Source organism: Phyllobacterium bourgognense (genome assembly GCF_003337575.1).
GTDB lineage: Bacteria > Pseudomonadota > Alphaproteobacteria > Rhizobiales > Rhizobiaceae > Phyllobacterium > Phyllobacterium bourgognense.
The window spans coordinates 39,466-65,137 of the sequence record NZ_QPJM01000001.1 but is presented as its reverse complement, the minus strand read 5'-3'; the positions used below and the strand labels follow the sequence as shown (position 1 = coordinate 65,137).

Sequence of the window (25,672 nt, the reverse complement as noted above, 5' to 3'; positions counted from 1 at the left end):
TCGGTCAGGCAATAGACAGTTGCTCCTTGTTTGGCGATCCTGCCAGCCGCATGACCATCAGGCCCATAAGCGGGAATATACCGCCGATCCAACCGAGATATTCGAGGCCGACATGGGCAATGACCAGCCCGCCGATCATCGAACCGAGTGCAACGCCGAGATAAAGCGCCGAGTAGTTGAGCGACAAAGCCAATGGCGCGCTTTCCGGTGCGATGGCGAGAACCCGGCTCGCCTGTGCTGGCGGGAACATCCAGGCGATGACACCCCAGATCACCATGATTGCGATGAGAGCCGGACCGGCAATATTATCAGGCAATTGCATGATCCAGCTCACGGCCATCAGCACGATGGCGTTGAGCACCGATGCTGCAATGACAGTTTTCGTCGCTCCGAAACGATCCGAAAGCTGTCCTCCCAGGATATTTCCAAGCGCAGCACCAATCCCGAACGTCAGCAATACAACTGGCATCATCGAATGGCTGAGTCCGACGCCTTCGACGGCGATAGCCGCTATATAGGTGTAAACCGCGAATGCGCCGGTCATGTAAAGCAGCATCGTTACGAGCGCCGGCGCCAGCCCGGGATGACGAATGACGCCAAGACGTTGCGCTAGGCTCAATCGATCTGCATAGAGCCCCCGCGGTACCAGGAACCAGACGATCATGGTAGCCACCGCTCCTATCGAAGCGATGAAGAAATAGGTGCCGCGCCACCCTGCCAAGTCGCTGATGAAGGCGCCAAGCGGTGCGCCAAAGGCAACTGCCAGCGTCGTGCCACCGACAATTGCGGCAATGGCGCGGGCGCGGTGATGCGGTTCGGAAATGGCGACTGCCGTTGCCTGAGCCGTAGCTGCGTAAAGCCCCGCCATCACAGCAATCAATACACGTGCGGCCACAAGGAGGAAGTATGTCGGTGAAACGGCCGCAAGAATTGCTCCCGCCACAAATATGAGAGCGCTGCCTGTAAGAACATTACGCCTCTCCAATGCACCTGTGAGCGCAGCAGCGATGGGGGCGCCGATTGCATAAGCCAAGGCATAGGTCACGACGAGGTAACCGGCCTGCACCAAGGTTACGCCCGTGTCCCCGGCGATCTGCGGCAGGAGGCTGGCGACAACGAAACCCTCAATGCCGATCGCAAATGTGCCGAGAGCCAATCCGACGAGACGAATATCCATGGGATCACCTTAATGTTCAATGATCCTTGAACTAATGAACCCAGTCTCTCCGGGTGTCAAGAATAAAGTTCAACAAATATTGAACATTGAAATCTCTCCTGCCAATTGCTATTACAGATCCATGACTGATTATCTCCCGCATCCCGCCGTTGGGGACATCGCGCTTCCTGCCGTCTTGACCGCGCTCGGCGATGAAACGCGCCTTGCGATCATTGCCATTCTCGCCCGTAATGGCGAGCGGGCCATGACTTGCGGCCAGTTTCTGCAGTTCGGCTCGAAGACCGCTATCAGCTATCACGTAGCAAAGTTGCGTGAAGCCGGCATCATCCACGTACGTCCCGACGGTACCAAACGGCTACTGACACTTCGGCGCAGCGATCTTGAAAGCCGGTTTCCCGGTTTTCTCGACACAGTGATCGCCTCAACTACAGCAACATTGCAGTCAGAAGCGTATAACAGCCCTGGCATGCTGGAAGCGGCTCAATTCGCAGGAGAATAGAAATGGATATCAAACCATCCGGATCGGTCCCGTCGCGTCGCGCGTCGTACGAGTGGTTCTCCGGCACCGTCTGGATAGACCCGATTATCGATGCAGGCGCACCAGCACGACTGCAAGCAGCTGTCGTACGCTTTGAGCCTGGAGCCAGGACCGCGTGGCATACACATCCTCTCGGCCAGACATTGCACGTAACGTCCGGATTTGGTTTGGCGCAAGTCTGGGGCGGGCCGATACAAACGATCAAGGTCGGCGATACGGTTTGGATTCCGCCTGGCGAAAAACACTGGCACGGCGCTGGTCCCGAAAATTTCATGGTGCATATCGCCATGCAGGAAGCCTTGGACGGTAAAACCGTCGAATGGCTGGAAAAGGTCTCCGATACGCAATATTCCGGCCACGATTAATCTGCTAACATAGGGTATGCAGTGCATGTGAAAGGAACCCACCATGGCGTTCGAAGACATCAAGGCCCGGATCGCGCTTCTGGTCGAAGAGATGGTGAGGCGACCGACTGACGCCCATGAGATTCACGAGACACTGCGCGAGCACCTCAACGAGCTGAAGGCCATGGGCATGCCCCTGCCCGATGACCTTGTTGCGCTCGAAAAACGCCTGGAAACCGACTTCGACTCTTGATCATCTCACTATAGAAAGCGCTTGGGATGGTCTCTGAGCAGATCGCTCAGATCGTCGTGGTCTGTCCGTTGGCCTCTTGTGGTTCGGCCATCACGTAAGCCGATGTCCCTGAGCATATGATCGGAAAAATCCTCGGTATCGATACGAACAAGTTCACTCTCATCCTTCTCCTGCTTCCATGGATTTGCAATCCGGCTCCACCACGAAGCGTGGCTTGATACGTGCGATAGAGATGCTGATACAGGGTTCATAGCCTCAACTCCAAGGTGTCGGCAGCAATTTCTGCCTTGATATGTTGACCTGAAGATGCGCTCTTCCCCGCTTGTTTTCCAACAAAACGCCGAGTAGCATGCATAAGGACAGCTTATGCGAGATCGTTGATGAATCTGCCTCCCCTAGCCGCCATTCGCGTCTTTGAAGCTGCCGCGCGTCACGGCAGTTTTACCAATGCTGCAGAAGAACTCGGAATGACGCAGGCAGCAGTGAGTTATCAGATCAAACTTCTTGAGGAGCGGATAGGTGCGTCACTTTTTCTTCGCCGGCCGAGGCAGGTGATCCTGACAGAAGTCGGAGCGCGGCTTTCACCGGCAATCAGCGAGGCTTTTGACATGATAAGAGCGGCCATTGCCGCTACGCGTGAAAACGCCGACGGCATCCTTACGATCACGACCATTCCGACGTTTGCAGCAAACTGGCTTGTCCCCCGGCTCGGTTCGTTTCAATTGGCGCACCCATCTCTTGCAGTTCGTCTGCAGGCAACGCGAGAGGTGATAGACTTCGCCCGCCAGGACGCCGACATCGGCATACGCTCTGGCGGGGGGAACTGGCCCGGCATGATCGCTCACAAGATTTTTGGAGCCGATTTCACACCCATGCTCAGCCCCGTGCTGGCCGCAACGATTGGCGGGGTAAACACCCCGATGGATTTTCTCAAGCTGCCAATCGTCGATCCAAGCGACCCATGGTGGAAAATATGGTTTGCTGCGGTCGGAGTGGCAGATCCTGAACTGCGCGGTAATCCACGCGGCCGCTTTGGCGATCAGCATCTTGAAGGAAAGGCAGTCATTGCAGGCCAAGGAGTTGGCATTCTCACTCCGGCCTTTTTCGAAACGGAACTTAAATCAGGCCTGCTGATTCAGCCATTCGATATTGTCGGCAACGACGATCACTTTTATTGGCTGGTCTATCCGGAAGCGCGGCGCAATGTACCGAAGGTCCGGGCGTTTCGGGACTGGTTGTTGGAACAGTTGGTGGATCAATAAGAATCGGGCGGAACAACATATCCCGCCCGCCGAAACGCTTAAAAAACGGCGAGATAGCGCAACAATGAAATAATGCCGATCACCACGACGATGACCTGGGCGATCTGTTTTGCACGGGCGTCGAGAGGAAGCATCTGGACAAGGTAAAGAACAAGAAAAATCACGAGTACGGTGATCAAAAGGCTGATTAATAAAGACATTTCAAACTTCCTGGTTTCGGGATCAAGGCGAGAGTAGCCAAATACAACTCACAGTTGGGTGGTTTGGTTCCCCTGAGCAGAAGTTGAAACCTTGCATTTCCTGCAACCTTTCATTGTCTGCTTGGATATCTGCTGATAGGCTCCAGCGCACTCCCGCCTCACCAGGATTTCTCCAATGCGCTCCTTGTTTCACCTTGCCTATCATGTCACTGATCTCGACGATGCAAGGCAATTTTACGGTGGAGTTCTCGGGTGCGAAGAGGGCCGCAGCACCGGGACCTGGGTCGATTTCGACTTCTTCGGCCATCAGATTTCGCTGCATCTTGGCAAGCCTTTTGCAACAACCAATACTGGCAAGGTCGGCGACCACTTGGTGCCAATGCCGCATCTCGGGGTTGTCCTGCCGCTCGACGACTGGAATATCCTGGCCGACCGGCTGAAACAGGCGGACGTCGATTTCGTCATGCCGCCGGTTGTGCGATTCAAGGATGAGCCCGGCGAGCAGTGGACGATGTTCTTCCGCGACCCCTCAGGCAATCCGATCGAGGTCAAAGGTTTTGCCGATTTCGCCAGCGTCTACGCGAAATAGCGCCCGTTCATCGTGGAAGTACAGCAGTCCAACCTGAAAGCAGCGTTCTGGATGACCGGTTCGCTTACCGCCATCCTGCTCATGGCGATTTCTGGCCGCGAAGCCTCGAGGGAGCTCAACGTTTTCCAGATCATGGAAATGCGCTCGGTCATCGGACTTGCGATGCTCTATCCCTTGATACGCTCATCCGGTGGTTTCAGAGCCATGAAGACCGCGCGTATCTGGCAGCACCTCGGACGAAATACAGCGCACTACGCCGGGCAGTTTGCCTGGTTACAGGCCCTGTCGATGATCCCGCTCGCACAGGTCATCGCCATCGAATTCACCACGCCGGCGTGGACGGCGGTAATGGCTGTGGCCTTTCTCGGCGAGCGCTTGAACATCTGGCGGATTTTGACAATTGCACTGGGTATCATCGGCGTCATTATCATCGTCCGACCTGGCATAGGCACGGTGGAGGTGGGTCAACTCATCGTGCTCGGCGCTGCCCTCACCTTCGGCATATCGTTCACGATGGTCAAATCTCTGACCCGAACGGACAGCGTTGTGAAGATCATTTTCTGGATGCTGATCATCCAGTCGGCGATAGGCCTCCTGCCCGCCATCTATGTCTGGCACTGGCCCTCACTCCATATGATGCCGTGGGTAGTGATCATTGCCTTCACCGGTACGTTTTCGCATTTTTGCATGGCGAAGGCTTTGCAGTACGCCGATGCGACCGTAGTCATTCCCATGGACTTCCTGCGCGTGCCGCTGACGGCTGTGCTCGGCTGGCTGATCTATTCCGAACGGATCGATGTTTTCACCGCTCTTGGTGCGGCGCTTATCCTTTCGGGCAATCTCCTTAATCTCAAAAATCGCACCCCTGCGCCAATAGGGGCGTAATTTCCCGCAAATTCTTTCGTCTTACCCGTTACTATAGGCAATCGGACTTCCTACATAGCCATAGGAAGGACATAAATATGCGGGATGATAATCGTTCGACGGCGGACACATCTCAATATCTTGATTGATATATACAATATTATAGCAATCAGTGTCTTGCGCAGTGCAGCGACTCATCCGACACTGTGTCCATTCGGCATGCAATCCTCTGAGCGAGGGGCAGCCCCTTCAGCTCAGAGTCCACTGAATTTGCACGTGGCTGGAGGTAAACATGACTACGCAAGCGTCTGACGTATTTAGCCTCTTCTCTGAGATCTACAGCAGCGAGAAGCAGGAAGAGATGAGCCTGCAGGAATATCTCCTCGCTTGCCGCAATGATCCAAAGATGTTTGCCACCGCTTCCGAGCGAATGGTTGACGCTATTGGCGAGCCGACTTTGGTCGATACCAGCGATGATGAACGTCTAGGTCGGATCTTTCTCAACCGCACCATCAAGATCTATCCAGCCTTTGCCGACTTCTACGGCATGGAAGATACGATCGAACGGATCGTCGGTTATTTCCGCTATGCTGCCCAAGGTCTCGAGGAACGTAAGCAGATACTTTATCTGCTCGGCCCCGTCGGCGGTGGCAAGTCTTCGTTGGCCGAGCGGCTCAAGCAACTCATGGAACACCGGCCCATCTACACGCTGAAGGCCGGGAACCAGATCAGTCCCATCTTCGAATCTCCGCTGGGCCTTTTCCACCCGGAGCGAATGTCCGGGTTGCTCGAAGATAAATATGGAATTGCCCGTCGACGCCTCAACGGCCTGATCTCGCCGTGGGCCACAAAGCGGCTTGACGAGTTTGCCGGCGATATCTCTAAATTCAGCGTCGTCAAGATTATGCCATCGCGATTGCGCCAGATCGGCATTGCCAAGACGGAACCCGGCGACGACAACAATCAGGATGTCTCGTCACTGGTCGGCAAGGTCGATATTCGCCAACTCGAAAATTTCAGCCAGGCCGATCCTGACGCCTATTCCTTTAGTGGCGGCTTGAACCGGACGACGCAGGGCATGCTTGAATTTGTTGAAATGTTCAAAGCGCCGATCAAGGTGCTGCATCCTTTGCTGACAGCGACGCAGGAAGGTAATTACAACGGGACCGAGAATTTCGGTGCTTTCCCGTTCCAGGGTATCATTCTTGCACACTCGAACGAATCTGAATGGCTGCAATTCAAGAACAACAAGAACAACGAAGCATTCCTCGACCGCATGTCGGTGGTCAAGGTTCCCTATTGCCTGCGGGTCACCGAGGAAAAGCAGATCTACGAAAAACTGCTGCGTGAGAGCGAGCTCTTGAACAACCCATGTGCACCAGAAGTGCTGGAGATACTTAGCCGATTTACCGTCTCCACCCGCATGGCGGAGCATGAGAACTCGCCGCTCTATACCAAGATGCGCGTCTACGACGGCGAAAACCTCAGAGAGTCCGATCCGAAAGCCAAATCAGTGCAGGAATATCGCGATGCGGCCGGTGTCGATGAAGGCATGAATGGCATCAGCACGCGATTTGCCTTCAAGGTGCTTTCGGAAACCTTCAACTACGATACCAAGCAGGTGGCGGCCGATCCAGTGCATCTCATGTATGTGCTGGAGCAGGCAATCAAACGTGAGCAGTTCCCCCAGGAGATCGAGGCGAACTATCTCGATTTCATAAAGACTGAACTCGCCTCGCGTTATGCCGAGTTCATCGGCCACGAGATCCAGAAAGCCTATCTGGAATCCTATAGTGAATATGGTCAAAACCTGTTCGACCGCTATATCGCCTATGCCGACGCATGGATCGAAGATCAGGACTACAAGGATCCAGACACGGGGCAGATACTCAATCGGGGCATTCTCGACAGCGAGCTATCGCAGATCGAAAAGCCTGCGGGCATTGCCAATCCGAAGGACTTCCGCAATGAAGTTGTGAAGTTCACCCTGCGTGCCAAAGCCAAGAACAATGGCCGCAATCCATCGTGGACGAGCTACGAAAAGTTGCGCGAAGTCATCGAGAAGCGCATGTTCGGTCAAGTGGAGGATCTGCTGCCGGTTATCAGCTTCGGGTCGAAGAAGGACGGCGCAACCGAGAAGCAGCACACGGAATTCGTCCAGCGCATGGTCGAACGCGGTTATACGGAGCGGCAGGTTCGCCGTCTGGTCGATTGGTACATGCGGGTGAACAAGGCCGGCTGACGACCGCCGAAGAAAGGTGCGTGAATGCCGAACTTCATTGATCGTCGCCTGAACCCGAAAGACAAGAGCCTGAGCAATCGCCAGCGCTTTCTGAGGCGCGCGCGCGTGGAGCTGAAGCGGGTCATCAATGAGAAGATTTCGACCGAGAAGATAACGGATGTCGATGCCGGGCACGCAATTTCTTTGCCGGTGAGTGGCACCAGTGAACCCAGCTTCTCGCCGGACCGCGGCACCGGCCGCCGTGAATATGTCTTGCCGGGCAATCGGGAATTCGTGCTGGGCGATCGCTTGCCAAAGCCAGGTGTGGGGGGTGGTGCGGGTGCCGGCAAAGGCGGCGCGGCCGATCTCGAACTCGAAGACGATTTCCGTTTTGTACTGTCGCGTGAGGAGGTTCTCGATCTGTTTTTCGAGGATCTGGAACTCCCGGACATGGTCAAGTCGAGCCTCAAGGAAGCCATTGCATTCAAGCCTCGCCGCGCCGGTTTTACGACTGCCGGAGCCCCGACCAATATCAATGTCGGGCGATCCATGCGCAACAGCTTCGGCCGGCGCATTGCCCTGAGGCGACCAAAGCAGGCCGATCTGGACGCCATTGCAGATGAGGTGGCGCTCCTGGAGGCTGAAGCGAAACCAAGTCCGGCATCACTCGAGCACCTTGCCGAATTGCGCCGGGAACTTGAGGTCTTGCAACGGCGGCGCAAATTGGTGGCCTACATCGATCCCGTCGATATTCGCTTCAACCGCTTCGAGCCCATGCCCGTGCCGAACGCCAATGCGGTCATGTTCTGCCTGATGGATGTTTCCGGTTCCATGGGCGAGCGCGAAAAGGATCTCGCCAAGCGATTTTTCGTCCTGCTGCATCTGTTTCTCAAGCGGCGATACGAGCGAATCGATATCGTCTTCATCCGCCACACCCATCAGGCTCACGAAGTCGATGAGGAGACATTCTTCCACAGCACACAAAGCGGCGGAACGGTCGTATCCACAGCGTTGGAGGAAATGCGGCGCATCATCGAAGACCGTTATCCCAGCAGGGACTGGAACATTTACGCGGCCCAAGCCTCGGATGGAGATAATCTGACGGGCGATTCCGAAAATTGCGTCAATCTTCTGAACAACGAACTGATGAAGCTTTGCCAATATTATGCCTATGTTGAAATCCTCGACGAACGGGAAAGCGCCATATTCAGGTCTACCGACAATGGTACCTCACTTTGGCGCTCCTATCGCCTTGTCGGAACGAACTGGCGCAATTTCCAGATGACGCGCATAGCCAAGCCCGGCGACATATATCCGGTGTTCCATCAGCTTTTTGCCAAGCAACCAAAAACAGCGAAAAGTGGTTGAAGGGTAACGGCGAATGAACAAGCGCGCAGACACCTCGAACCTTCTGTTTCAGAGTTCCGAATGGAACTTCAACACGCTGTACCGCACTTATGACGCGATCAAGGAAATCGCGCTCGACGAGCTTGGTCTTGATGTCTATCCCAACCAGCTGGAGATCATTTCATCCGAGCAGATGCTTGATGCCTATTCCTCCAATGGCATGCCGCTGATCTACCGGCACTGGTCTTTCGGCAAGCATTTCGTCTATGAAGAGCACCATTACCGCAAGGGGCATCGTGGTCTTGCTTATGAATTGGTCATCAATTCCAATCCCTGCATTACCTATCTGATGGAAGAAAACACCATGTCGATGCAGACATTGGTGACTGCACACGCCGCCTTCGGCCACAACCATTTTTTCAAGAACAACTATCTGTTCAAGCAGTGGACGGATGCCGATGCCATTCTGAACTATATGGAGTTTGCCAAAGGCTATATCGCACGCTGCGAGGAAAAGTATGGCCTCGCTGCAGTGGAACCCATTATCGATGCCGCCCATGCACTCATGGAACAGGCGGTGTTCCGGTATAACCGGCCTCCGCGTAATTCGCCCATGAAAGAACGTGCGCGAGTCCGCGATCGGCTGGAATATGAAGAGCGCGCCTTCAGTGACCTATGGCGTACCCTGCCGCAGCGCAAGGCCGACGAGGATCCCAGCGAAATAGAGCGGGACCTATCCGAGCGCAAGAAGACACTCAACCTTCCGGAAGAAAACCTTCTCTATTTCATCGAGAAGAACAGCATCATCCTCGAACCATGGCAGCGGGAGATTCTCCGTATCGTTCGTGTCGTCGCGCAATATTTTTACCCGCAGCGCCAGACCAAGGTGATGAACGAGGGCTGTGCCACGTTCGTCCATTACACGATCATGAATATGATGTTCGACAAGGGGCAGCTTAGCGAAGGCAATCTTCTGGAAATGCTGCATAGCCACTCCAACGTCGTGTTTCAGCCAGGTTTCGATGATCCACGCTTTTCCGGTCTCAACCCTTATGCGCTCGGTTTTGCCATGATGCAGGATATCGAACGTATCTGCACAGAGCCCACCGCAGAGGACCGCGACTGGTTTCCAGAGTTTGCGGGCAATGGTGACTGGCGCGGGACACTGCTCGACGCCTGGGCTAATCACCGCGACGAATCGTTTATCCTGCAATATTTGAGCCCGGCGCTCATCCGCAAGTTTCGATTGTTTGCTCTTGAGGACGAGACCAAAGAAAATCACTACAAGGTCTCATCCATCCATAACGAGCGCGGTTATGAGCGTATCCGGAGCACATTGGCGCGGAGCTATGATATTGGCGTGAACCAGCCCAACATCCAGGTCGTCGATGTGGATTTTCGCGGCAATCGGCACCTCCACCTGCAACACACGGTGCGGGACGGTATTGTTCTCGACGAGCACGCGCGCACCGCCACCTTGCGGCACGTCCGCCGTCTTTGGGGTTATGATGTCAGCCTTGTCGGGGTCGAGGCAGGCTCGGAAAAAATCCTTTACGAAACCTCCTCCAGTAAACTCGCGGAATAGGTCTTTATCCTCGACTGCAACCCGTGGACACGGCGATGCATCCGGCGTATCTTCGCCGAGGATTTGACGAGGGCGCAGATGCTCTCCCGCCGACTTTCAGCTCGTGTCAACTCCGCCTTTCCCCCTGCCCCAGCCACCCTCGAGGAAGCCATGGCCTATAGTCTTAAGATTAACGGAACCGCTCACAGCGTGGACGTCGATGACGACACTCCACTGCTCTGGGTAATACGCGATGTGCTCGGCATGACCGGCACAAAGTTCGGCTGCGGCGCCGCACTCTGTGGTGCGTGCACTGTCCATATCGACGGCGTCGCAACTCGCTCCTGCATTACTACAGTCGACAGTGTCGGCGATAGCGCCATCACGACAATCGAAGCAATCGGAGAGACGCCGCAAGGAGCGGCACTGCAGAAAGCCTGGCTCGATCTCGAAGTCGTTCAATGCGGCTACTGTCAGTCCGGCCAGCTCATGTCGGCTGCCGCCCTATTGAAGGAAACTCCAAAGCCCACCGACGAGGACATTAATAGCGCCATGTCCGGCAATGTCTGTCGATGCGGCACCTATCAGCGCATTCGCGCCGCCATCAAGCAAGCAGCGGAGGCCTGAGCCATGGACACGCTTAATCTCAACGAACCAACCTCCGGACCCAGCACCTCGCGCCGCGCTTTCCTGAAAGGAGGCGGACTGCTTCTCGGCTTCGCCCTGCTCGATGGCACGACGACATCGGTCTTCGCGGCAAACGCAGCGCAGGTGACCGAAGATGACGTAAAGGCACCTTTCGCCCCGAATGGCTTCATTCGCATAGATCCCAAGGGCACGGTCACGCTGGTCATGCCCATGGTTGAAATGGGTCAGGGTACATATACCTCGCTTGCCATGTTGCTGGCCGAGGAACTGGAAGTCGATCTTGATCAGGTTCAGGTGCAGCATGCGCCGCCCAACGATGCGCTCTACGCCAATTCGATATTGCATATCCAGTCGACCGGCCTTTCATCATCGGTGCGAGCGTTCTGGACGCCCCTGCGTCAGGCCGGCGCTGTCGGCCGCACGCTTTTGATCGCTGCTGCGGCCAAAGAATGGAGCGTCGAACCTGCGACCTGCAAAGCCGCACATGGTGTGGTAACCGACGGGTCCGGTTCAAAACATCTGAGCTATGGCGAATTGGCCGAGGCAGCATCGAAGCTGCCCGTACCGGCGGCTGACAGCGTCAAGCTGAAGGATCCCAAGGATTTCACCCTGATCGGCACACCTGCCAAGCGAGTCGACGCGCCGATGAAGGTCGATGGCCGGGCCATCTATGGCATCGATACCAAATTGCCGGGAATGAAAGTCGCAGCAATTGCGATTTCCCCTGTGTTCGGCGGCAAGGTGAAGGCGGTCGATGAAAAGGCAGCCCTCGCCATGAAGGGCGTGCATCAGGTCGTCAAAATCGACGAGGCTGTAGCGGTGGTCGCAGATCATCTGGGTGCGGCCAAGAAAGGGCTGGAAGCCGCTGCCATCGAATGGGATGATGGCCCGCATGCCACGGTAAACAGTGCAGATATTATCAAGGAGCTCGAAGAAAAGTCGAAGCAGCCCGGCGCGGTTGCTCGCAATGAAGGCGATGCGGAAAAGGCACTTGGATCGGCTGCACAACGCATCGATGCCATTTATCAAGTGCCGTTCCTTGCCCATGCGACAATGGAACCGATGAACTGCACGGTGCATATGCAAAAGGACAGCTGCGATATCTGGGTCGGTACGCAGGTGCCAACATTGACCCAGATGGTGCTTGCCGGCGTTACCGGGTTCCCCAAGGAGGCAATCCGGATTCACAACCACCTCCTGGGTGGAGGTTTCGGTCGGCGTCTTGAGCCGGACGGCACAGTATTGGCCGTCAAGATAGCACAACAAGTGGATGGCCCGGTCAAGGTCGTCTGGAGCCGCGAAGAGGATATCCAACACGACATGTACCGGCCCTATTACTACGATCGGATGTCGGCCGGCCTGGGCGCCGATGGCAAGCCGATCGCTTGGACCCATCGTATCGCCGGTTCGTCCATTTTTGCGCGTTATATACCGCAGGCTTTCGTCAATGGCCTCGATCCTGACGCTGTGGAGGGGGCAGCCGAGCCGCCCTATGCCTTGCCGAATATCCATGTGGACTATGTCCAGGTTGAGCCGCCTGGTGTGCCTACCGCGTTCTGGCGGGGTGTTGGTCCAACCCACAATGTGTTCGTGGTCGAGAGTTTCATGGATGAACTCGCCCATGCTGCCAAACAGGATCCGGTTGCCTACCGCAAGGCGCTGCTCGCAAACAACCCGCGTGCGCTCGGCGTGCTGACTTTGGCTGCAGAGAAAGCCGGATGGGGCACGCCCTTGCCCGAGGGTCAGGGCCGCGGCGTTTCGGTAGCCTTCATTTTCGGCTCCTATGTCGCGCAGGTGGCCGAGGTGGAAGTTGGTCCTGACGGGGCCGTCAAGGTCAATCGCATTGTCTGCGGACTCGATTGTGGTATGTCGGTCAATCCCGATACAATCGAAGCGCAGATCGAGGGCGGCTCTATCTTCGGCCTGACCGCCGCCTTGCACGGTGCAATCACCATAAAAGACGGCCGCGTGGAGCAGAGTAATTTCGACAATTACCTTCCCATGCGGATCGATGAAGTGCCGGTTATCGAGACCCATCTCATCAAAAGCTTGGAGGCGCCTGGCGGTATTGGTGAGGTGCCAACCTCAATCGTCAGCGCGGCCGTGACGAACGCAATATTTGCCGCCACCGGCAAGCGTGTCCGCACACTGCCTGTCGACCCGGAAATGCTGAAATCATCCAGCTAAAACGACTGCACAAATGCATCGGGGGAAATCCTCCCGGTGCATTGACCAAGATGGTTCTCAGTCATAGGCCAATGCCCAGCCCGCACCCTTGAGCCAGCAGCGATCATCTGCGATGTCGTCGCTGCGATAGAGGCGCGCGACGCGATCCCAGCCGCCATTCGCAAACGCCCTTGCGAGTGCATCCTCCGACTCTTCGTCCCTCAGGCCGGCACACGGATAGATGGCGACACCTGACACCCAGCGCGCCGCGAAGTCTTCGCCTTCACGCGTGATAACGAACACGGCACCGCGCGGTCTGCTCCGCCGGCTCCGGCTGGCGTACCCATCATCGGTTGTCATAGGCAAAACCAGGCGCCCGCCATCTTTGAGCCGGTCCAGCCAAATATCGGCAGGGCGCGTCGCACCCGCGTTGACATAGATTATGTCCGCCGGTTCGAACGCGACTTTCGTACCGTCACCTTCAATCACCTCAACGTTTGGAAAAGCCGAAAGATTGGACTTGGCGCGTGCCGCAAGGTCAGTCTCCAACTCAATGCCCGTAACGTGCCCGGACGATCCCGCCAGGTGTGCCATGATTGCCGTGTAATAGCCGACGCCCGCGCCGACATGCACGATGTGTTCGCCTTCAACTGGATGCGCGCACCATAGCAAGTGCGCGTGCAATGACGGTTCACCATTGTTGATGTGCCGCTCCGGCGATATGCCGACCAGATCGTCCGTGTAGAGGTAAACTGGATCGGCGTTTGGCGTATCGACATAGCCAATACCGAAACGGCGCATCGGCCACGGGCCGGGTCCGAGAAAATCCTCGCGCGGAACTTCCGCAAAGGCATTTTCGATACGGTGATCCTCAACGCCAACGCTCGCCAATATCTGTTTGGCGAATGAGCGGCGAACGATCTTCAGTTCGTCAGGATCGGTCATCCATTGCATTCCGGTTGGACTACGACATTGCTATTGTAGCCATGTCGTTGCGGAAGGTTCAACTTCAATCGTTGGGTGGCAGCTCACCGTGCATGCTCGTCGAGCCCGCCGTGTCCGTCCCCAAATTCTCGGCTAAAAAATCAACGAAGCTCCGCACGCGCGCCGCAAGGTATTCATGCCCGACGAATACGGCATGGACGAGTTCAATGTCACCCGGGTTGTAGTCCTCAAGCAACGCGACCAGCCGCCCGGCCGCGATGTCGGCTCTGACATGAAAGAGGCCCAGTCTGGCGATACCAAGCCCCGCCACGCACATCTGCTGCGCGGTCGATCCATTGTTGGAAAGGAAATTTCCGGCGACCGCGATCGTATCGATCTCCCCGGTTTTGGGATCCCGAAACGGCCACTCATTCAGTATCCGCCGAAAGTTGAAGTTGAGGCAGTTGTGGCGCTCAAGATCACGGGGGTGCATCGGGGTGCCGTGCTCGGCCAGATAGGCCGGAGACGCGATGACCACCACCCGGCTCTCGAAGAGCTTGCGCGCCTTCAGGCTCGAACTTCGCATGGGTCCAACGCGAATGGCGACGTCGGCTCGTTCCTCGATCAGATCGACCACGCCATCGCTCAGGGAAACATCGAGCTCTACCTCCGGGTAGCGACGCAAAAACTTGGGAACGAGCGGCAAAATGCACATCATCCCGACCGGAACAGAAGAATTCACCCGCAACAGTCCGCGGGGCGCTGCCGAGGCACCTGAGGCAACAGCCCGTTCCGCCTCGTCAATCTCCGCGACAATGCGCAGCGCCCGCTGATGATAGATTTCGCCCTCCGCCGTTAATCTCAGCGTACGCGTCGAGCGTACGAGCAGACGGGTTCCAAGCCTCTCTTCGATACGGCTGATGATTTTGCTGACAGCAGACGGCGTAAGGCCAAGGCGCCGCCCCGCAGCAGAGAAGCTGTTGAGGTCGACCGCCTGAACGAAAACTTCCATTTCTCCAGCTCGATTGTCCATGTGCTGCACCTGTGAATTGGTTTCACAAGTATTGAGCATTATAGGGTGATTATCAAGGCAATGACGATGCGCCATATTCCCTGCAGCTTTCATCAATTCTCCGGCTGACTCCCAAGCAGCCGCTATTCAAAGGACAAGACAATGCCTCTCGCTCTTCTGGCGTTGACTATCAGCGCTTATGCCATCGGAACGACGGAATTCGTCATCGTTGGCCTTCTCCCCACGGTTGCCTCCGATCTCAATATTACGCTGCCACTCGCTGGTCTTATCGTCAGCGTCTATGCACTTGGCGTGACCTTCGGCGCACCCATTCTGACCGCCCTGACAGGCCGTATCGAGCGCAAGCCTCTGCTGCTAGGTCTGATGGCGCTTTTCATCATCGGCAATACCGCCGCGGCGCTCTCACCGAACTATGAGTTACTGCTCGTCGCCCGCGTGCTCAGCGCTTTTGCCCACGGCGTATTCTTCTCCGTGGGTGCCACAATCGCTGCTGATCTGGTGGCTCCGAACCGCCGCGCATCCGCCATCGCCATGATGTTCCTTGGCTTGACCGTCGCCATCGTTACGGGTGTGCCGCTCGGCACCTTCATAGGTCAGCAGCTCGGCTGGCGCGCGACATTCTGGGCCGTATCCGGACTTGGTGTCATTGCCTTGCTCGCCATCGCATTCCTGTTACCGTCAAAGATCGCCAAAGCAGAACCTGCGCGGCTTATCGATCAGGTTCGTGTTCTCGCCAGTGGCCGCCTGCTTCTCGCCTTTGCCATGACGGCGCTAGGCTATGGCGGCACGTTCGTCATGTTCACGTTCCTTGCGCCCGTCCTGCAGGAAATCACAGGCTATGCCGGCTCGACTGTCAGCCTGATCCTCGTCCTCTACGGTCTTTCCATCGCAGTGGGCAACATGGTTGGCGGACGCGTCGCCGATGGTAATCCGGTCGGTGCACTCGCGGTCATGTTCACGCTGCAAGCTGCAGTGCTGGCGATTTTCACGTTCACGATGGTCTCGCCCATATGGTCTTTGGTGACGCTCGCCGCTCTCGGTGCGCTCTCCTTCTCCAACGTCCCCGGCCTCCAGCTTTATGTCGTGCAACTTGCCAAGATCCACACACCCGAAACGGTCGACGTTGCCTCGGCACTGAACATCGCCGCCTTCAATCTCGGCATCGCCGGCGGCGCCTTCCTCGGTGGTCTCATAGTCGCTTCGCCGCTTGGGCTCGGCGCAACGCCCTGGGTTGGTTCGCTTCTGGTGGTTGGTGCGCTCGGCCTGACCCTCTGGAGCCAGATGCTCGACCGCCGTGCGACGACCGAAGCTCTCGCCACCTGCTAAAGCGAAGAGGCCGTCCGAAGGGGTGACAGCCCGAGATAATTTGCTAAGGTCGGCATGAGATTCGCGAAAGGTTTTCCATGCTGGCCGAAGTGGCATTGCCCATCAAGCTGACATTCAGGCTCTGGTTGCGCTTCTGGCCACAGCTCATCGCTGTCGTCCTGCTCGGGCTCACCGTATCGGATCTGCTGATGTGGGTGGCGGTCAAGGCCGCCTATATCAACCACTATGCCGGTCTTGGACTTTTGGCCCTCGTTGCGCTTACCCAACTCGTAACGACGGTTTCCATGATCCAGATCGTGCGGCCGGGATTGCCCTCCGTCAACGCCGCACAGACCCAGGCAGATGAACAAGCGGACAGACGCGAATTCGGCCTGTCCCGACTCACCACGATCATTGCCGTCGCGCTGCTTCCTTTCTTTGCCTATTACGCAGCATGGGGTTTCCTCGGCGACACGGTGCGCCAATATTCGCGCCTCGCACTTGAGTTGCGGCCATTCGAAGGCGGTGGTGGTAGCGTGCTCGATGTCCTGGATTCGAAATGGATACTTCTGTCGGTTGCCATTTCGTGGATCGTGCGCAGTTTCGCCAAGGCCATGAAGGAACGCACCAAGCGCTCGGTCTGGGATATCATCATGGTCGTGTGCGAGACCAACTGGATATTCATCGGTCTCTACATCATCAGCCGCTGGAAGGATGACTGGTTGCAGGCACTGGTCGAAGGGCGGCTGTGGTCGTGGTTCGAACAATTCTTCGCAGCACTCGCCCAGCCGGTTTCATCGGCCTTTGCCGCGGCCCTGGTCCCGGTCGAACAGGTTCCGGAGAACTTCAGTGCAGTAGCGATCAACCTGTTCTTCCACGCACTCCTGCCGGTGATCTGGCTGGTCATGGTCGCGCTTGTCTACGGCCATGACGTCCGCGACCAGAAAGAACTCATGCGCATTCACCATCGCGTCGAACGCTTTGGCGAGCGATATCAGGCCATCCCGAAATTCCTGCGCGACTTCATCGAGCATTTCATCCGCGGGTATCGCTCGAGATACTTGCCCATCGCGAATGGAGTCAGGCTCACGCTGAATTCCGGGCTGCTGCTGATCATTACATTGATCCTCGGCTATCGCTTTATCGAGTGGGCCGCGGCCTGGCTGTGGCTCGGCACTGCGCACCTGATTGGCCCGCATTCGATCGCCGTGTGGGAGGTCCTTGCCAACGGAGTAAGCTTCCTGTTTGGCAGTCCGCTACAGGATTCATCGACGGGAATTCTCGTAGAGCCCTTGCGCATCTGTTTCCTTGCCGCCGTCCTTGAAACAGCGTTTTCGATGACCCGAAAAACTACGGCTTAGCAAATCTGAGATAGAACGGCCGCTCGCTGTGCATTCCCAATGTCGCGACAAGTTCGTCTGCGACATCAGACGGCACAAGATAGTTCTCCTCGATCACTCTGCGCTCGCCCTTCTGCGCCCCGGAAAATGCTGTAGAACTGCACGTCTCGATGCCCGGTTGGGGCGAAGGCATGCCCGGCACGCTGGAAGGATACCAGGTGCGTCCCGCACGATCGGTCAGCTTGATAGCACACATAAGCCAGAGATTTTGAAGGTCGGGATCGCCTATCTCGACCACAAAACGTGCGATGATTGGCACTGAACCTGGGGGAAGGCGGCCGGGCCTTATGCCTTCCACCTTGCGCAATCCCTGAAATTGCCAGTCGCTGCCGCCATAGTGTTTGGTCTCTCCTGCGGCGACGTCAACCGGCAGCATATCGCGGTACCGGATGAGTTCATTGATGTCCCTATACGAGATCGATAGCAGTGAAATCGGAACGAGGAATAGCAAGGCCCACAGGCTGCGCTTGCGCCATCGCCGCTCCAAAGCGTTCTGTTTGTCCTCGATCAAGACCGACATTTCATGTTCCTGTTAGTGGCCGCAGCGGGTCGTAACTGTCGACGACCGGCGGCTGTCCGTCATTGAACGTCTTGAGATCATCGATCGAAATGCGCGCTTCGGAGTCCAATGCCGGCTCTACCTTGCCCGAAAGAAGCAGTGTAGCCCCGTTCACCTGGTCGGGCATTGTCTCAAAGATGAACCGAACTTTCTTGGGCAATCCCGGAGCAAGCAGGTGCGGCGGCATGCCCGGAGCCGGGCCTATCCGGCCGGACGGCGCAAACTTCAAACCTGTCGGCCCGAGCCAGGTCGCCGCTGCAACGCTTGTGCTACTCGTCGTGGCCGCAAGCTGTGCGGTGACAATCACCCAAAGACCCGAAGTCGTCAGCGTTTTCTTCTCGCCATACTGGGTAAAGTCCAGCTGGCGCGCGAAAACGACCTGATCCAGCGTCACATCGAATTCTCTGGTGTGAATCTGATCATGCATCTTGCCATAGACGGGAATTGGTGCCGTCAGCTCACCGAAGCGCGGCTTGGTCTGTTGCATGCCGTAAAGCACGGCGATCGCAACGATCAAGACGAGAATATTGGCGAGCCGGCGCATTAGCCTTCCTCCGAGAGTGGCAGACTTACGGTGCCTGCCGGAGCCTTGCTCCACCAGCCCGGCGTGCCAGTCAGGTTGTTGCGCAGCTTGAACTTCCATGCCTCGATACCAAGTTCGATGGAGCCGGTCGGGACAGCATCGGACGGCACCACCCAGACGTAAGTAATCTTCTCAGGCATTCCCGGTTGCAGATCGGGCAATGACGATCCATCCCGATCAAGATAGGCAAGAGGCTGCTCGGTGATTGCTTGCAATTTCCCAAGCGGATGAAACGTATTGGCATAGCCGCTGTCGGACTGGGTCGTGCGATTCATCAATTCGACTGCGAAAACGACGGCCTTCTGCCCTTCCTTCGGGGTCACACTGAAGATTTTCTGGTCGGTCACCCATGCTTTCAAGGGTTTGATCAGCCATTTCCCCGCATCAATCGACTGGCCGGCGGTGATTTGCGGCAGTTCGGGCTTGTCCGCTGCCTCGAATGCCCCAAGTGCAAATGCAGTTGCCAGTGCTGCAAATGAACCGAAGCCCGCCGTCAACCAGGCGATTGCTTTAGAGCGCAGGTTCAGGAAACGGGATCGCATCGGCCCGATCGTTCTCCTCGAGAGCAATAATGAGTCGCTGTCGTCACGCACCATGCAATGTTTGCAGGGCAAATTTCAAGTCTTGGATTTTAACGCGCGCCAAGTTGTGGAAGGTCGCCGCGAGTCCGTGAGCCTAGGCGGCTGTGGAAAATCGCATCACGTCCATCAGAACCGCGAGGCAACTTGGGGTAGATAAGCGTTAACCAGACTTACAACCTGTGCGTCTCGGCTTCGTGCTGTCTCGCCGCCCATGACGACTGCTACAAGCTGCCGTCCATTGTCGCTGATGGATGTGACGATGTTGAAGCCGGAAGCCCGCACATAACCCGTCTTGATGCCATCCGCGCCATTCAGCTGTGCCAGAACCCGGTTATGCCCGCGGATCAACTTACCGTTGTAGACGAAATCCCGGGTGACGAAATAATAGTATTCCTGGGGGTAGTGCTTGCGCAGCGACATACCGAGGAGCGCCATGTCACGCGCCGTTGTAATCTGCTGCGGATCTGGCAGACCGGAAGCGTTGTGGAAGTTCGTGCCTCGCATGCCAAGTTGACGCGCCTTCGCCGTCATCTGGGCTGCGAACTGCTCTTCCGTGCCGCCGAGATATTCGGCAAGGACGACAGCAACATCATTGGCGGATTTGACAACGATCGCCCTGATCGCGGTATCGACATCGATCGTCTGGCCCGGCTTCAAACCAAGTTTGCTTGGCGCCTGCGATGCGGCGCGAGCGGAGACCGGCAGGAGGGTCGTCTTGGTTATCCGACCTGATTTCAGTGCCTCGAAGGTGAGGTAGAGCGTCATCATCTTGGTCAGCGAGGCAGGTACCCGCGGTAGATCGGCGCTCGCCTGATAGAGAACTGCGCCCGTGCTGCCATCGACCACTATGGAAGCGGATTTTTCTGAAACCGGTGCAACCGTCGGGGTGACGGTGCTCAGCGTTGCAGCGGTGGTACAGCCGCTGGCTGTGCCAAGAATCACCCCTATCAACACCACAACTTTCGAAAATGAATAGAACGACATAAGAACTCGCGGCACGTTAAAATTCCGGACATAATGCTTATGCGAAAGAGCAGATGTCTAGCGCAGGAGAGGTTAATAATTCAGCTTAGCCCGGGCTTGTTAGCCGATTTGACTGCGCGCGCCAAGCGAAAGAGGCCAAAGCAAATTGTCGCGCACTTATGCCGTCAACACCACCTTGACGCTGCGCGAGCGGTCCAGAGCCACACGAAACGCCTCGGGCGCGTCGGCAAGTTTGAACTCGCTGGTTACCAGTCGCAGCACATCGATCTTGCCCTCGACGATCAACTCGACCGCTTCGAAGAACTCCTCGCCAAAGCGGAATGTCCCGATCAGATCGAGTTCCTTTGACATCACCGCATTTGCAGGGACGGGAATAGACCCGCCAGCAAGATTACCGACCTGAACCACCGTTCCGCCCCGCCTGACCGTGCGAATGGCCGAAGCCAGTCCCGCCGCTGTTCCGGAAATTTCGAAGGCGATATCGTAAGGCGTAGCGGCGGCGAACTCCGCCAGCTGTTCCTCGCCTTGCGACAGGTCAATCGTCTGGTCGGCGCCGAGCTCTTCCGCGAATTTCAAGGGGGCGGCGGCAACGTCGACCATGGCTACCGAGCCCGCACCCGCATGTTTCAGAGCCAGCATGGTCAAGAGACCAATGGGGCCCGAACCGAATATGATAGCCGAAGTTCCTTTGACATGGCCGGCGCGACGTACGGCGTGCAGACAAACCGCCAGTGGTTCGGCGAGCGCCGCAGCCTGATAGGGCAAGTCTGCTGGCACCTTGACGCATTGCGATGCAGTTGCATCGAACAGACTGGCGAATCCTCCCTGCATATGCGGCGTTTTCGAAGCCGAACCCATGAAGTAAATGTTCTCGCAAAGGTTTGCCCGACCTTCGTGGCAATAGGCGCAGTGTTCGCACCAGCGCGACGGATTGACCGCAACCCGCTCACCAACCGCCAGTCCGGTCACGTTGCTCCCGATCTCGACGACTTCACCCGCTACCTCGTGACCAAGTATCAACGGCGAGGTAACGACGAAATCGCCGGTTCTCGCATGACGGAAATAATGCATGTCGGAGCCGCATATGCCGGCAGCCCCGAAGCGGATCCGCACCATGTTCGGCGCGAGGTCACCGAGTTCGATATCGACGACACGAAGATCTTCAGCGCCGAAGAGAGTTGCAGCAATGCCCGTGGTACTCATTTGATCAGACCCAGTTGTGTTGGCAGCCAAAGGGTGATGGCCGGAATGAATGTGATCGCGATCAGTGCGATGAACAGTGGAACGAGCCAGGGCAAGATCGCCATTGTGGTGCGTTCGACGGAGAGCTTGGCAACACGCGACAAGACGAACAATACCATGCCAAGCGGCGGGTGCAGCAGGCCAATCATCAGGTTCAATGTCATGATCAAGCCGAAATGCACCGGATCGATGCCGAACTTCAATACGAGCGGCAACAGGATCGGCACAAGGATGGTGATGGCGGCGATCGTATCGAGGAAGCAGCCGACGAACAGCATCAGCAGATTAACGAGAATGAGGAACACCCATTTGTTCTCGGTAATCGACAGGATTGCCGTCGACAGGAGCTGGGCCGCCTGGCTGACGGTCAAAAGCCATGCGAAGACGGAGGCCGCCGTCACGATGAACAGTACCGAAGCGGTTGTCTCGATCGTGTCGAAACTCGCCTTGGCAAGAGTCTTTAGCGTCATCGTCCGGTAGCGGACCAAGCCGAGGAACAGCGACCACAAGACTGCCGCCACGGCCGCTTCCGTCGGCGTGAACCAGCCCATGGTCATGCCACCAATAAGGATGACCGGCGTCATCAGCGCCATAACGGCGGAGAAATCGAAATACCAGTCGGCGGCGAGGAGTAGCACCAGCGCGATACCGACCGACGCATTGACGGAAAGGCCGGTGAGCATCAGCAGGTAAATAACCACCGGAACGCACGCCACGACCACGATCTCGAGCGAGGCCTCCAGAAGCTGCTTTATCTCGAAGGGCGCATCGGACCCCCAGCGCTTCACATAGGCGAAAATCGCAACGGTAACCATCATCAGCGCGGTCATGACGATGCCGGGCAGGATGCCGGCCATGAACAGTGCGCCGATCGAGACGTTGGCCATCATCCCGTAGATGACGAATGGCAATGACGGCGGAAAGATCGGCCCGAGCGTGGCGGAAGCCGCGGTAACGCCGACAGCTGCTTCGACGGGATAGCCGTGATCCTTCATCGCCTTGATCTCGATGGTGCCGATACCTGCGGCGTCCGCGAGAGCAGTTCCCGACATGCCGGAGAAAATCACGGACCCGATGATATTGACCTGCGCCAGGCCACCCTTCATCCAGCCGACGAGGGAGACGGCGAAGGAATAGATACGCCCGGTGACACCCGCGGAATTCATGAGATTGCCCGCAAGGATGAAGAATGGCACGGCGAGAAGCGGGAAGCTTTCAACACCGGCAATCATTCGCTGCGCCACGATAATGTCCGGCGCAATACCGAAGAAGACGAGATAGAGCACCGAGGCGACCGCCATGGAGATAGCGACCGGCACGCCAACGAGCATGAGGATAAGGAAAGTTCCAACAAGCAATAACATTAATCAGTCCTCGATCTTCTGGAATTCTTCGGGACGTTCCAGGACGGAATAGCCGCGGCGAACGTTGCGGATGAAAACCTGAACGGCTCGGATCAGCATCAATATGAATGCGACGAGCACGCTGTAAAAAACGATGTTGCGCGGAAGATCGACTGTCACCATGCGTTCTTCCGCAACGATTTCGACGTATCGCCACATCAACCACACCGCATAGGCGAAGAAGCCGATGCGCACGATATCGACGAAGTTGGACAGTGTGCGAGCGACACCCGCCGGCAAGTAATGGTAGAGCACGTCCACCTGAATATGCCGCGAGACGCGGACGCACATCACCGAACCGAGAAACACAACGCCGATCAGACAGTTGATCGCGATTTCTTCGGTCCAGGCATAGCTGTCGTTCATGACGTATCGCGTAAAGAACTGAAGGAATACGCACCCCGTCATGAGCCAGAAGACGATCAGTGTCAGCCAATCTTCAATGGCATAATCCGACAGATCAGCCACCGGCGCAGCATCTTCAAAGGAATGCGCAAGCTCTTCGGCGGTTACCGGGGTATGAATTTCATTTGACATGTTCCGTCTCCGGTTGGCGTCAGCATGGATGCGGCCGGGCGAGAGTACCGCCCGGCCCCATTGGATCATTCCTTGATCGCGCGAATGGCTTCCCAATCGGATTTCTCGTAGCCGAAATCCTCGAATTTCACCTTCTCCACCACGTTCTTTTCGAAGTCGGCCTTGTCGACTTCAGTCACGTTGATACCCTTTTCCTTGAACGTCGCGACGAGCTTTTTTTCCTTCTCGGATATGATCTTCGTCGTGCGTTCGGCAGCTTCCTGCATCACGTCGCCGAAGATCTTCTTGTCTTCGTCGGACAGGCTGGCCCAGAGCTGCTTCGAGATCACCGTGTTCAGATGATCGACAATGTGACCGGTCAGGATGATGTTCTTCTGAACCTCGAAGAACTTCTTGGCTTCGATCGTCGTCAGCGGATTTTCCTGCGCCTCGACTGTGCCGTTCTGCAGCGCGAGATAGACTTCGGCGAAAGCAATCGGCGTTGTGTTGGCGCCGCAGGCACGCGGCATGGCGAGATAGGCAGGCACATCCGGCACACGGATCTTCAGACCCTGCATATCCGAGCACTTGGCGATCGGCTTGTTCGATGTGGTTTGCCTTGTGCCGTAATAGCTGACGGCTGCAATGTGATTGCCGCTCTTTGTCTCGTAACCAGCAGCCAGACGCTTGAACACATCACTCTTTGTGTAAGCGATCAGATGTTCCGGCCCGCGGAAGATATAGGGGAAATAGGTGACGCCGATCGGCTTGTAGTCCCGGGCAGCAAAGCTCGATCCGGAAATGATGATATCGACCGTGCCGAGCTTCAGCCCTTGATTGATATCGGCTTCCTTGCCCAACTGTGAAGCCGGGAATACATCGATCTTGTAGCGGCCGTTGGTCCGCTTGGCGATCTCTTCGGCCGCCCAGACAGACTCCGTATGGAACGGCTCCGACGTTTCGTAGACATGCGCCCATTTGAGCGCCGTTTGCGCTTGCGCCACCACGGCCGATAGCGCGAGAGCGGCAACCGCTCCCAGAATGGTCGTCAGTTTGATCTTCATATCGTAGTCCTCCCAGATTGAATTCAGATCTTGGTACTTCTGCTCCGGCCTCCCGCGGGATGGCCTTTTTCACTTTCCAATTCCTCATCGAAGCTCTTGGAAAATCTCAATTGCGATTGCAGCAGATGGTGCCGCATCGCCGACTTGGCATGCGCCGGATCGCCTGATGCGATAGCGTCGCGAATGGCCCGGTGTTCCTCGAATGCCTCGCGCCAGGAAGCGGGACTTTCGAAATAACTCGCCAGCTTCTCGAAATAGGGCGTCATCCTCTGGTCGAAGAGTTCTCCGACAAATCGATTGAGCGCGGCGTTTTCAATAATGCCGGCAATCGTCGTGTGAAAAGTCCGGTCGAGCGCAATGGATGTGCGCGGGTCATTGAAGGTGCTCGCCATCTTTGTCAGCACGTCATCCAGCGCATCGACATGAGCTGGCGTAATCGCCTTGGCCGCCTCTTCCGCAATCGCACATTCGATCAACGCACGGGCGCGCAGCAGTTCGAATGGTCCTTCCAGATTTTCGGCTTCGGCTTGTACAGATGCAGGCTTCTCGCGCTGCTGACGCGTGACATAAATACCGGAGCCCATGCGGATATGAACGAGCCCTTCGACTTCAAGCGCAATCAATGCTTCGCGGATGGTCGGGCGGGATACGCCAAGTTTTTCCGCAAGTTCACGCTCACCGGGCAGCCGCTCGCCGACGGCAAACTCGCCGCTCTCGATCAGCGTGCGTATCTGGTCTGCCACCTGCCGGTACAAGCGGCGCGGCTCGATCGCTGCAAACATTGGTCCTCCCCGCACGGCTCTCCCTTCCGCACTCGACTGGTAAACTGGCCTTACCAATATACAACTGATACATTGATATATATGACAGAGTCAAGGCAGACTTTAGTCCAAGAAATCTCGAAA

The 25,672-nt window shown here is 56.6% G+C and carries 27 protein-coding genes; 13 read left to right on the top strand and 14 right to left on the bottom strand.

The window, feature by feature from the left end; all coding sequences use genetic code 11:
* Positions 1-4: 4 nt before the first annotated feature.
* Positions 5-1,177: an MFS transporter gene (locus C7476_RS00315; protein ID WP_114427943.1), complete on the bottom strand. Its 1,173-nt coding sequence runs from the start codon at positions 1,175-1,177 to the stop codon at positions 5-7.
* A 121-nt stretch (positions 1,178-1,298) separates the two neighbouring features.
* On the opposite strand from C7476_RS00315, the gene C7476_RS00310 reads away from it, so the two are divergent.
* Genes C7476_RS00310 through C7476_RS00300 form a run of 3 tightly spaced genes read left to right on the top strand, consistent with a single transcriptional unit; the run spans position 1,299 to position 2,312 of the window.
* Positions 1,299-1,676 carry an ArsR/SmtB family transcription factor gene (locus C7476_RS00310; RefSeq protein WP_114427942.1) on the top strand — a complete coding sequence of 126 codons (378 nt, stop codon included), beginning with the start codon at positions 1,299-1,301 and terminating at the stop codon, positions 1,674-1,676.
* A 2-nt stretch (positions 1,677-1,678) separates the two neighbouring features.
* On the top strand, positions 1,679-2,080 hold the full coding sequence (locus tag C7476_RS00305) for a (R)-mandelonitrile lyase (protein WP_114427941.1): 402 nt from the start codon (positions 1,679-1,681) through the stop codon (positions 2,078-2,080).
* Positions 2,081-2,123: 43 nt separating this feature from the next.
* Positions 2,124-2,312, top strand: coding sequence for a hypothetical protein (locus C7476_RS00300; RefSeq protein WP_112526856.1), 189 nt, complete (start codon positions 2,124-2,126; stop codon positions 2,310-2,312).
* An 8-nt stretch (positions 2,313-2,320) separates the two neighbouring features.
* On the opposite strand, the gene C7476_RS27790 is transcribed toward C7476_RS00300, so the two are convergent.
* Positions 2,321-2,563 carry a hypothetical protein gene (locus C7476_RS27790; protein ID WP_147274588.1) on the bottom strand — a complete coding sequence of 81 codons (243 nt, stop codon included), beginning with the start codon at positions 2,561-2,563 and terminating at the stop codon, positions 2,321-2,323.
* A 129-nt stretch (positions 2,564-2,692) separates the two neighbouring features.
* Between C7476_RS27790 and C7476_RS00295 the strand changes: the two genes are divergently transcribed.
* Entirely contained in the window at positions 2,693-3,574 is an 882-nt protein-coding gene (locus C7476_RS00295) for a LysR substrate-binding domain-containing protein (protein WP_114427940.1), read from the top strand.
* A 38-nt stretch (positions 3,575-3,612) separates the two neighbouring features.
* On the opposite strand, the gene C7476_RS00290 is transcribed toward C7476_RS00295, so the two are convergent.
* Positions 3,613-3,774 (bottom strand): Thivi_2564 family membrane protein, encoded by a 162-nt coding sequence (locus C7476_RS00290; RefSeq protein WP_114427939.1) that lies wholly within the window; start codon positions 3,772-3,774, stop codon positions 3,613-3,615.
* A 175-nt stretch (positions 3,775-3,949) separates the two neighbouring features.
* Between C7476_RS00290 and C7476_RS00285 the strand changes: the two genes are divergently transcribed.
* From C7476_RS00285 to C7476_RS00255, 7 genes are all read left to right on the top strand, one after another.
* Positions 3,950-4,363, top strand: coding sequence for a VOC family protein (locus C7476_RS00285; protein WP_114427938.1), 414 nt, complete (start codon positions 3,950-3,952; stop codon positions 4,361-4,363).
* A gap of 51 nt (positions 4,364-4,414) precedes the next feature.
* Positions 4,415-5,248, top strand: coding sequence for a DMT family transporter (locus C7476_RS00280; protein ID WP_114427937.1), 834 nt, complete (start codon positions 4,415-4,417; stop codon positions 5,246-5,248).
* A 271-nt stretch (positions 5,249-5,519) separates the two neighbouring features.
* On the top strand, positions 5,520-7,469 hold the full coding sequence (locus C7476_RS00275; protein ID WP_114427936.1) for a PrkA family serine protein kinase: 1,950 nt from the start codon (positions 5,520-5,522) through the stop codon (positions 7,467-7,469).
* A 24-nt stretch (positions 7,470-7,493) separates the two neighbouring features.
* Positions 7,494-8,816, top strand: coding sequence for a YeaH/YhbH family protein (locus tag C7476_RS00270; RefSeq protein WP_114427935.1), 1,323 nt, complete (start codon positions 7,494-7,496; stop codon positions 8,814-8,816).
* 13 nt (positions 8,817-8,829) lie between these two features.
* Positions 8,830-10,380, top strand: a complete 1,551-nt coding sequence (locus C7476_RS00265; protein WP_114427934.1) for a SpoVR family protein — start codon at positions 8,830-8,832, stop codon at positions 10,378-10,380.
* A 150-nt stretch (positions 10,381-10,530) separates the two neighbouring features.
* Positions 10,531-10,986 carry a (2Fe-2S)-binding protein gene (locus tag C7476_RS00260; RefSeq protein ID WP_114427933.1) on the top strand — a complete coding sequence of 152 codons (456 nt, stop codon included), beginning with the start codon at positions 10,531-10,533 and terminating at the stop codon, positions 10,984-10,986.
* Between the two features lie 3 nt (positions 10,987-10,989).
* Entirely contained in the window at positions 10,990-13,194 is a 2,205-nt protein-coding gene (locus C7476_RS00255) for a xanthine dehydrogenase family protein molybdopterin-binding subunit (protein WP_114427932.1), read from the top strand.
* Between the two features lie 57 nt (positions 13,195-13,251).
* Here C7476_RS00255 and C7476_RS00250 read toward each other — a convergent pair whose 3' ends face one another.
* Positions 13,252-14,118 (bottom strand): protein-L-isoaspartate O-methyltransferase family protein, encoded by an 867-nt coding sequence (locus C7476_RS00250; RefSeq protein WP_245425985.1) that lies wholly within the window; start codon positions 14,116-14,118, stop codon positions 13,252-13,254.
* 64 nt (positions 14,119-14,182) lie between these two features.
* On the bottom strand, positions 14,183-15,130 hold the full coding sequence (locus C7476_RS00245; protein WP_114427930.1) for a LysR substrate-binding domain-containing protein: 948 nt from the start codon (positions 15,128-15,130) through the stop codon (positions 14,183-14,185).
* A gap of 141 nt (positions 15,131-15,271) precedes the next feature.
* On the opposite strand from C7476_RS00245, the gene C7476_RS00240 reads away from it, so the two are divergent.
* Both C7476_RS00240 and C7476_RS00235 read left to right on the top strand, forming a co-directional pair.
* Positions 15,272-16,456 (top strand): MFS transporter, encoded by a 1,185-nt coding sequence (locus tag C7476_RS00240; protein ID WP_114427929.1) that lies wholly within the window; start codon positions 15,272-15,274, stop codon positions 16,454-16,456.
* Between the two features lie 77 nt (positions 16,457-16,533).
* Entirely contained in the window at positions 16,534-17,796 is a 1,263-nt protein-coding gene (locus C7476_RS00235) for a hypothetical protein (RefSeq protein WP_114427928.1), read from the top strand.
* Here the strand turns inward: C7476_RS00235 and C7476_RS00230 are convergent.
* The 9 genes from C7476_RS00230 to C7476_RS00190 form a co-directional block, all read right to left on the bottom strand.
* Entirely contained in the window at positions 17,786-18,355 is a 570-nt protein-coding gene (locus C7476_RS00230; RefSeq protein ID WP_114427927.1) for a hypothetical protein, read from the bottom strand. The genes C7476_RS00235 and C7476_RS00230 overlap by 11 nt on opposite strands.
* Position 18,356: 1 nt before the next feature.
* Complete coding sequence (locus C7476_RS00225; protein WP_114427926.1) at positions 18,357-18,938, bottom strand: hypothetical protein; 582 nt, start codon at positions 18,936-18,938, stop codon at positions 18,357-18,359.
* Positions 18,938-19,519, bottom strand: coding sequence for a hypothetical protein (locus C7476_RS00220; protein ID WP_114427925.1), 582 nt, complete (start codon positions 19,517-19,519; stop codon positions 18,938-18,940). Before C7476_RS00220 ends, C7476_RS00225 begins: the two co-directional genes overlap by 1 nt.
* A 165-nt stretch (positions 19,520-19,684) precedes the next feature.
* Positions 19,685-20,542, bottom strand: coding sequence for a D-alanyl-D-alanine carboxypeptidase family protein (locus tag C7476_RS00215; protein WP_114427924.1), 858 nt, complete (start codon positions 20,540-20,542; stop codon positions 19,685-19,687).
* 156 nt (positions 20,543-20,698) lie between these two features.
* Entirely contained in the window at positions 20,699-21,745 is a 1,047-nt protein-coding gene (locus C7476_RS00210; RefSeq protein ID WP_114427923.1) for an L-idonate 5-dehydrogenase, read from the bottom strand.
* Positions 21,742-23,148, bottom strand: coding sequence for a TRAP transporter large permease (locus tag C7476_RS00205; RefSeq protein WP_114427922.1), 1,407 nt, complete (start codon positions 23,146-23,148; stop codon positions 21,742-21,744). Before C7476_RS00205 ends, C7476_RS00210 begins: the two co-directional genes overlap by 4 nt.
* Before the next feature lie 3 nt (positions 23,149-23,151).
* Positions 23,152-23,724, bottom strand: a complete 573-nt coding sequence (locus C7476_RS00200) for a TRAP transporter small permease (protein WP_114427921.1) — start codon at positions 23,722-23,724, stop codon at positions 23,152-23,154.
* 65 nt (positions 23,725-23,789) lie between these two features.
* The gene (locus tag C7476_RS00195) at positions 23,790-24,767 is read right to left on the bottom strand and encodes a sialic acid TRAP transporter substrate-binding protein SiaP (protein WP_114427920.1); all 978 of its coding nucleotides are present in this window, start codon (positions 24,765-24,767) and stop codon (positions 23,790-23,792) included.
* A 23-nt stretch (positions 24,768-24,790) separates the two neighbouring features.
* Positions 24,791-25,549 carry a FadR/GntR family transcriptional regulator gene (locus C7476_RS00190; protein WP_114427919.1) on the bottom strand — a complete coding sequence of 253 codons (759 nt, stop codon included), beginning with the start codon at positions 25,547-25,549 and terminating at the stop codon, positions 24,791-24,793.
* Between the last annotated feature and the right edge of the window lie 123 nt (positions 25,550-25,672).

What these genes read in the sequence shown, in the direction of transcription:
- C7476_RS00240 (WP_114427929.1), top strand. Translation starts at nt 15,272, where the DNA reads ATGCCTCTCGCTCTTCTGGCGTTGACTATCAGCGCTTATGCCATCGGA.
- C7476_RS00215 (WP_114427924.1), bottom strand. Translation starts at nt 20,542, where the DNA reads ATGTCGTTCTATTCATTTTCGAAAGTTGTGGTGTTGATAGGGGTGATT.
- C7476_RS00260 (WP_114427933.1), top strand. Translation starts at nt 10,531, where the DNA reads ATGGCCTATAGTCTTAAGATTAACGGAACCGCTCACAGCGTGGACGTC.
- C7476_RS00230 (WP_114427927.1), bottom strand. Translation starts at nt 18,355, where the DNA reads ATGTCGGTCTTGATCGAGGACAAACAGAACGCTTTGGAGCGGCGATGG.
- C7476_RS00315 (WP_114427943.1), bottom strand. Translation starts at nt 1,177, where the DNA reads ATGGATATTCGTCTCGTCGGATTGGCTCTCGGCACATTTGCGATCGGC.
- C7476_RS00250 (WP_245425985.1), bottom strand. Translation starts at nt 14,118, where the DNA reads ATGACCGATCCTGACGAACTGAAGATCGTTCGCCGCTCATTCGCCAAA.
- C7476_RS00200 (WP_114427921.1), bottom strand. Translation starts at nt 23,724, where the DNA reads ATGTCAAATGAAATTCATACCCCGGTAACCGCCGAAGAGCTTGCGCAT.
- C7476_RS00210 (WP_114427923.1), bottom strand. Translation starts at nt 21,745, where the DNA reads ATGAGTACCACGGGCATTGCTGCAACTCTCTTCGGCGCTGAAGATCTT.
- C7476_RS00205 (WP_114427922.1), bottom strand. Translation starts at nt 23,148, where the DNA reads ATGTTATTGCTTGTTGGAACTTTCCTTATCCTCATGCTCGTTGGCGTG.
- C7476_RS00280 (WP_114427937.1), top strand. Translation starts at nt 4,415, where the DNA reads ATGACCGGTTCGCTTACCGCCATCCTGCTCATGGCGATTTCTGGCCGC.
- C7476_RS00285 (WP_114427938.1), top strand. Translation starts at nt 3,950, where the DNA reads ATGCGCTCCTTGTTTCACCTTGCCTATCATGTCACTGATCTCGACGAT.
- C7476_RS00310 (WP_114427942.1), top strand. Translation starts at nt 1,299, where the DNA reads ATGACTGATTATCTCCCGCATCCCGCCGTTGGGGACATCGCGCTTCCT.
- C7476_RS00300 (WP_112526856.1), top strand. Translation starts at nt 2,124, where the DNA reads ATGGCGTTCGAAGACATCAAGGCCCGGATCGCGCTTCTGGTCGAAGAG.
- C7476_RS00255 (WP_114427932.1), top strand. Translation starts at nt 10,990, where the DNA reads ATGGACACGCTTAATCTCAACGAACCAACCTCCGGACCCAGCACCTCG.
- C7476_RS00305 (WP_114427941.1), top strand. Translation starts at nt 1,679, where the DNA reads ATGGATATCAAACCATCCGGATCGGTCCCGTCGCGTCGCGCGTCGTAC.
- C7476_RS00225 (WP_114427926.1), bottom strand. Translation starts at nt 18,938, where the DNA reads ATGCGCCGGCTCGCCAATATTCTCGTCTTGATCGTTGCGATCGCCGTG.
- C7476_RS00235 (WP_114427928.1), top strand. Translation starts at nt 16,534, where the DNA reads ATGCTGGCCGAAGTGGCATTGCCCATCAAGCTGACATTCAGGCTCTGG.
- C7476_RS00265 (WP_114427934.1), top strand. Translation starts at nt 8,830, where the DNA reads ATGAACAAGCGCGCAGACACCTCGAACCTTCTGTTTCAGAGTTCCGAA.
- C7476_RS00190 (WP_114427919.1), bottom strand. Translation starts at nt 25,549, where the DNA reads ATGTTTGCAGCGATCGAGCCGCGCCGCTTGTACCGGCAGGTGGCAGAC.
- C7476_RS00195 (WP_114427920.1), bottom strand. Translation starts at nt 24,767, where the DNA reads ATGAAGATCAAACTGACGACCATTCTGGGAGCGGTTGCCGCTCTCGCG.
- C7476_RS27790 (WP_147274588.1), bottom strand. Translation starts at nt 2,563, where the DNA reads ATGAACCCTGTATCAGCATCTCTATCGCACGTATCAAGCCACGCTTCG.
- C7476_RS00270 (WP_114427935.1), top strand. Translation starts at nt 7,494, where the DNA reads ATGCCGAACTTCATTGATCGTCGCCTGAACCCGAAAGACAAGAGCCTG.
- C7476_RS00295 (WP_114427940.1), top strand. Translation starts at nt 2,693, where the DNA reads ATGAATCTGCCTCCCCTAGCCGCCATTCGCGTCTTTGAAGCTGCCGCG.
- C7476_RS00275 (WP_114427936.1), top strand. Translation starts at nt 5,520, where the DNA reads ATGACTACGCAAGCGTCTGACGTATTTAGCCTCTTCTCTGAGATCTAC.
- C7476_RS00245 (WP_114427930.1), bottom strand. Translation starts at nt 15,130, where the DNA reads ATGGACAATCGAGCTGGAGAAATGGAAGTTTTCGTTCAGGCGGTCGAC.
- C7476_RS00290 (WP_114427939.1), bottom strand. Translation starts at nt 3,774, where the DNA reads ATGTCTTTATTAATCAGCCTTTTGATCACCGTACTCGTGATTTTTCTT.
- C7476_RS00220 (WP_114427925.1), bottom strand. Translation starts at nt 19,519, where the DNA reads ATGCGATCCCGTTTCCTGAACCTGCGCTCTAAAGCAATCGCCTGGTTG.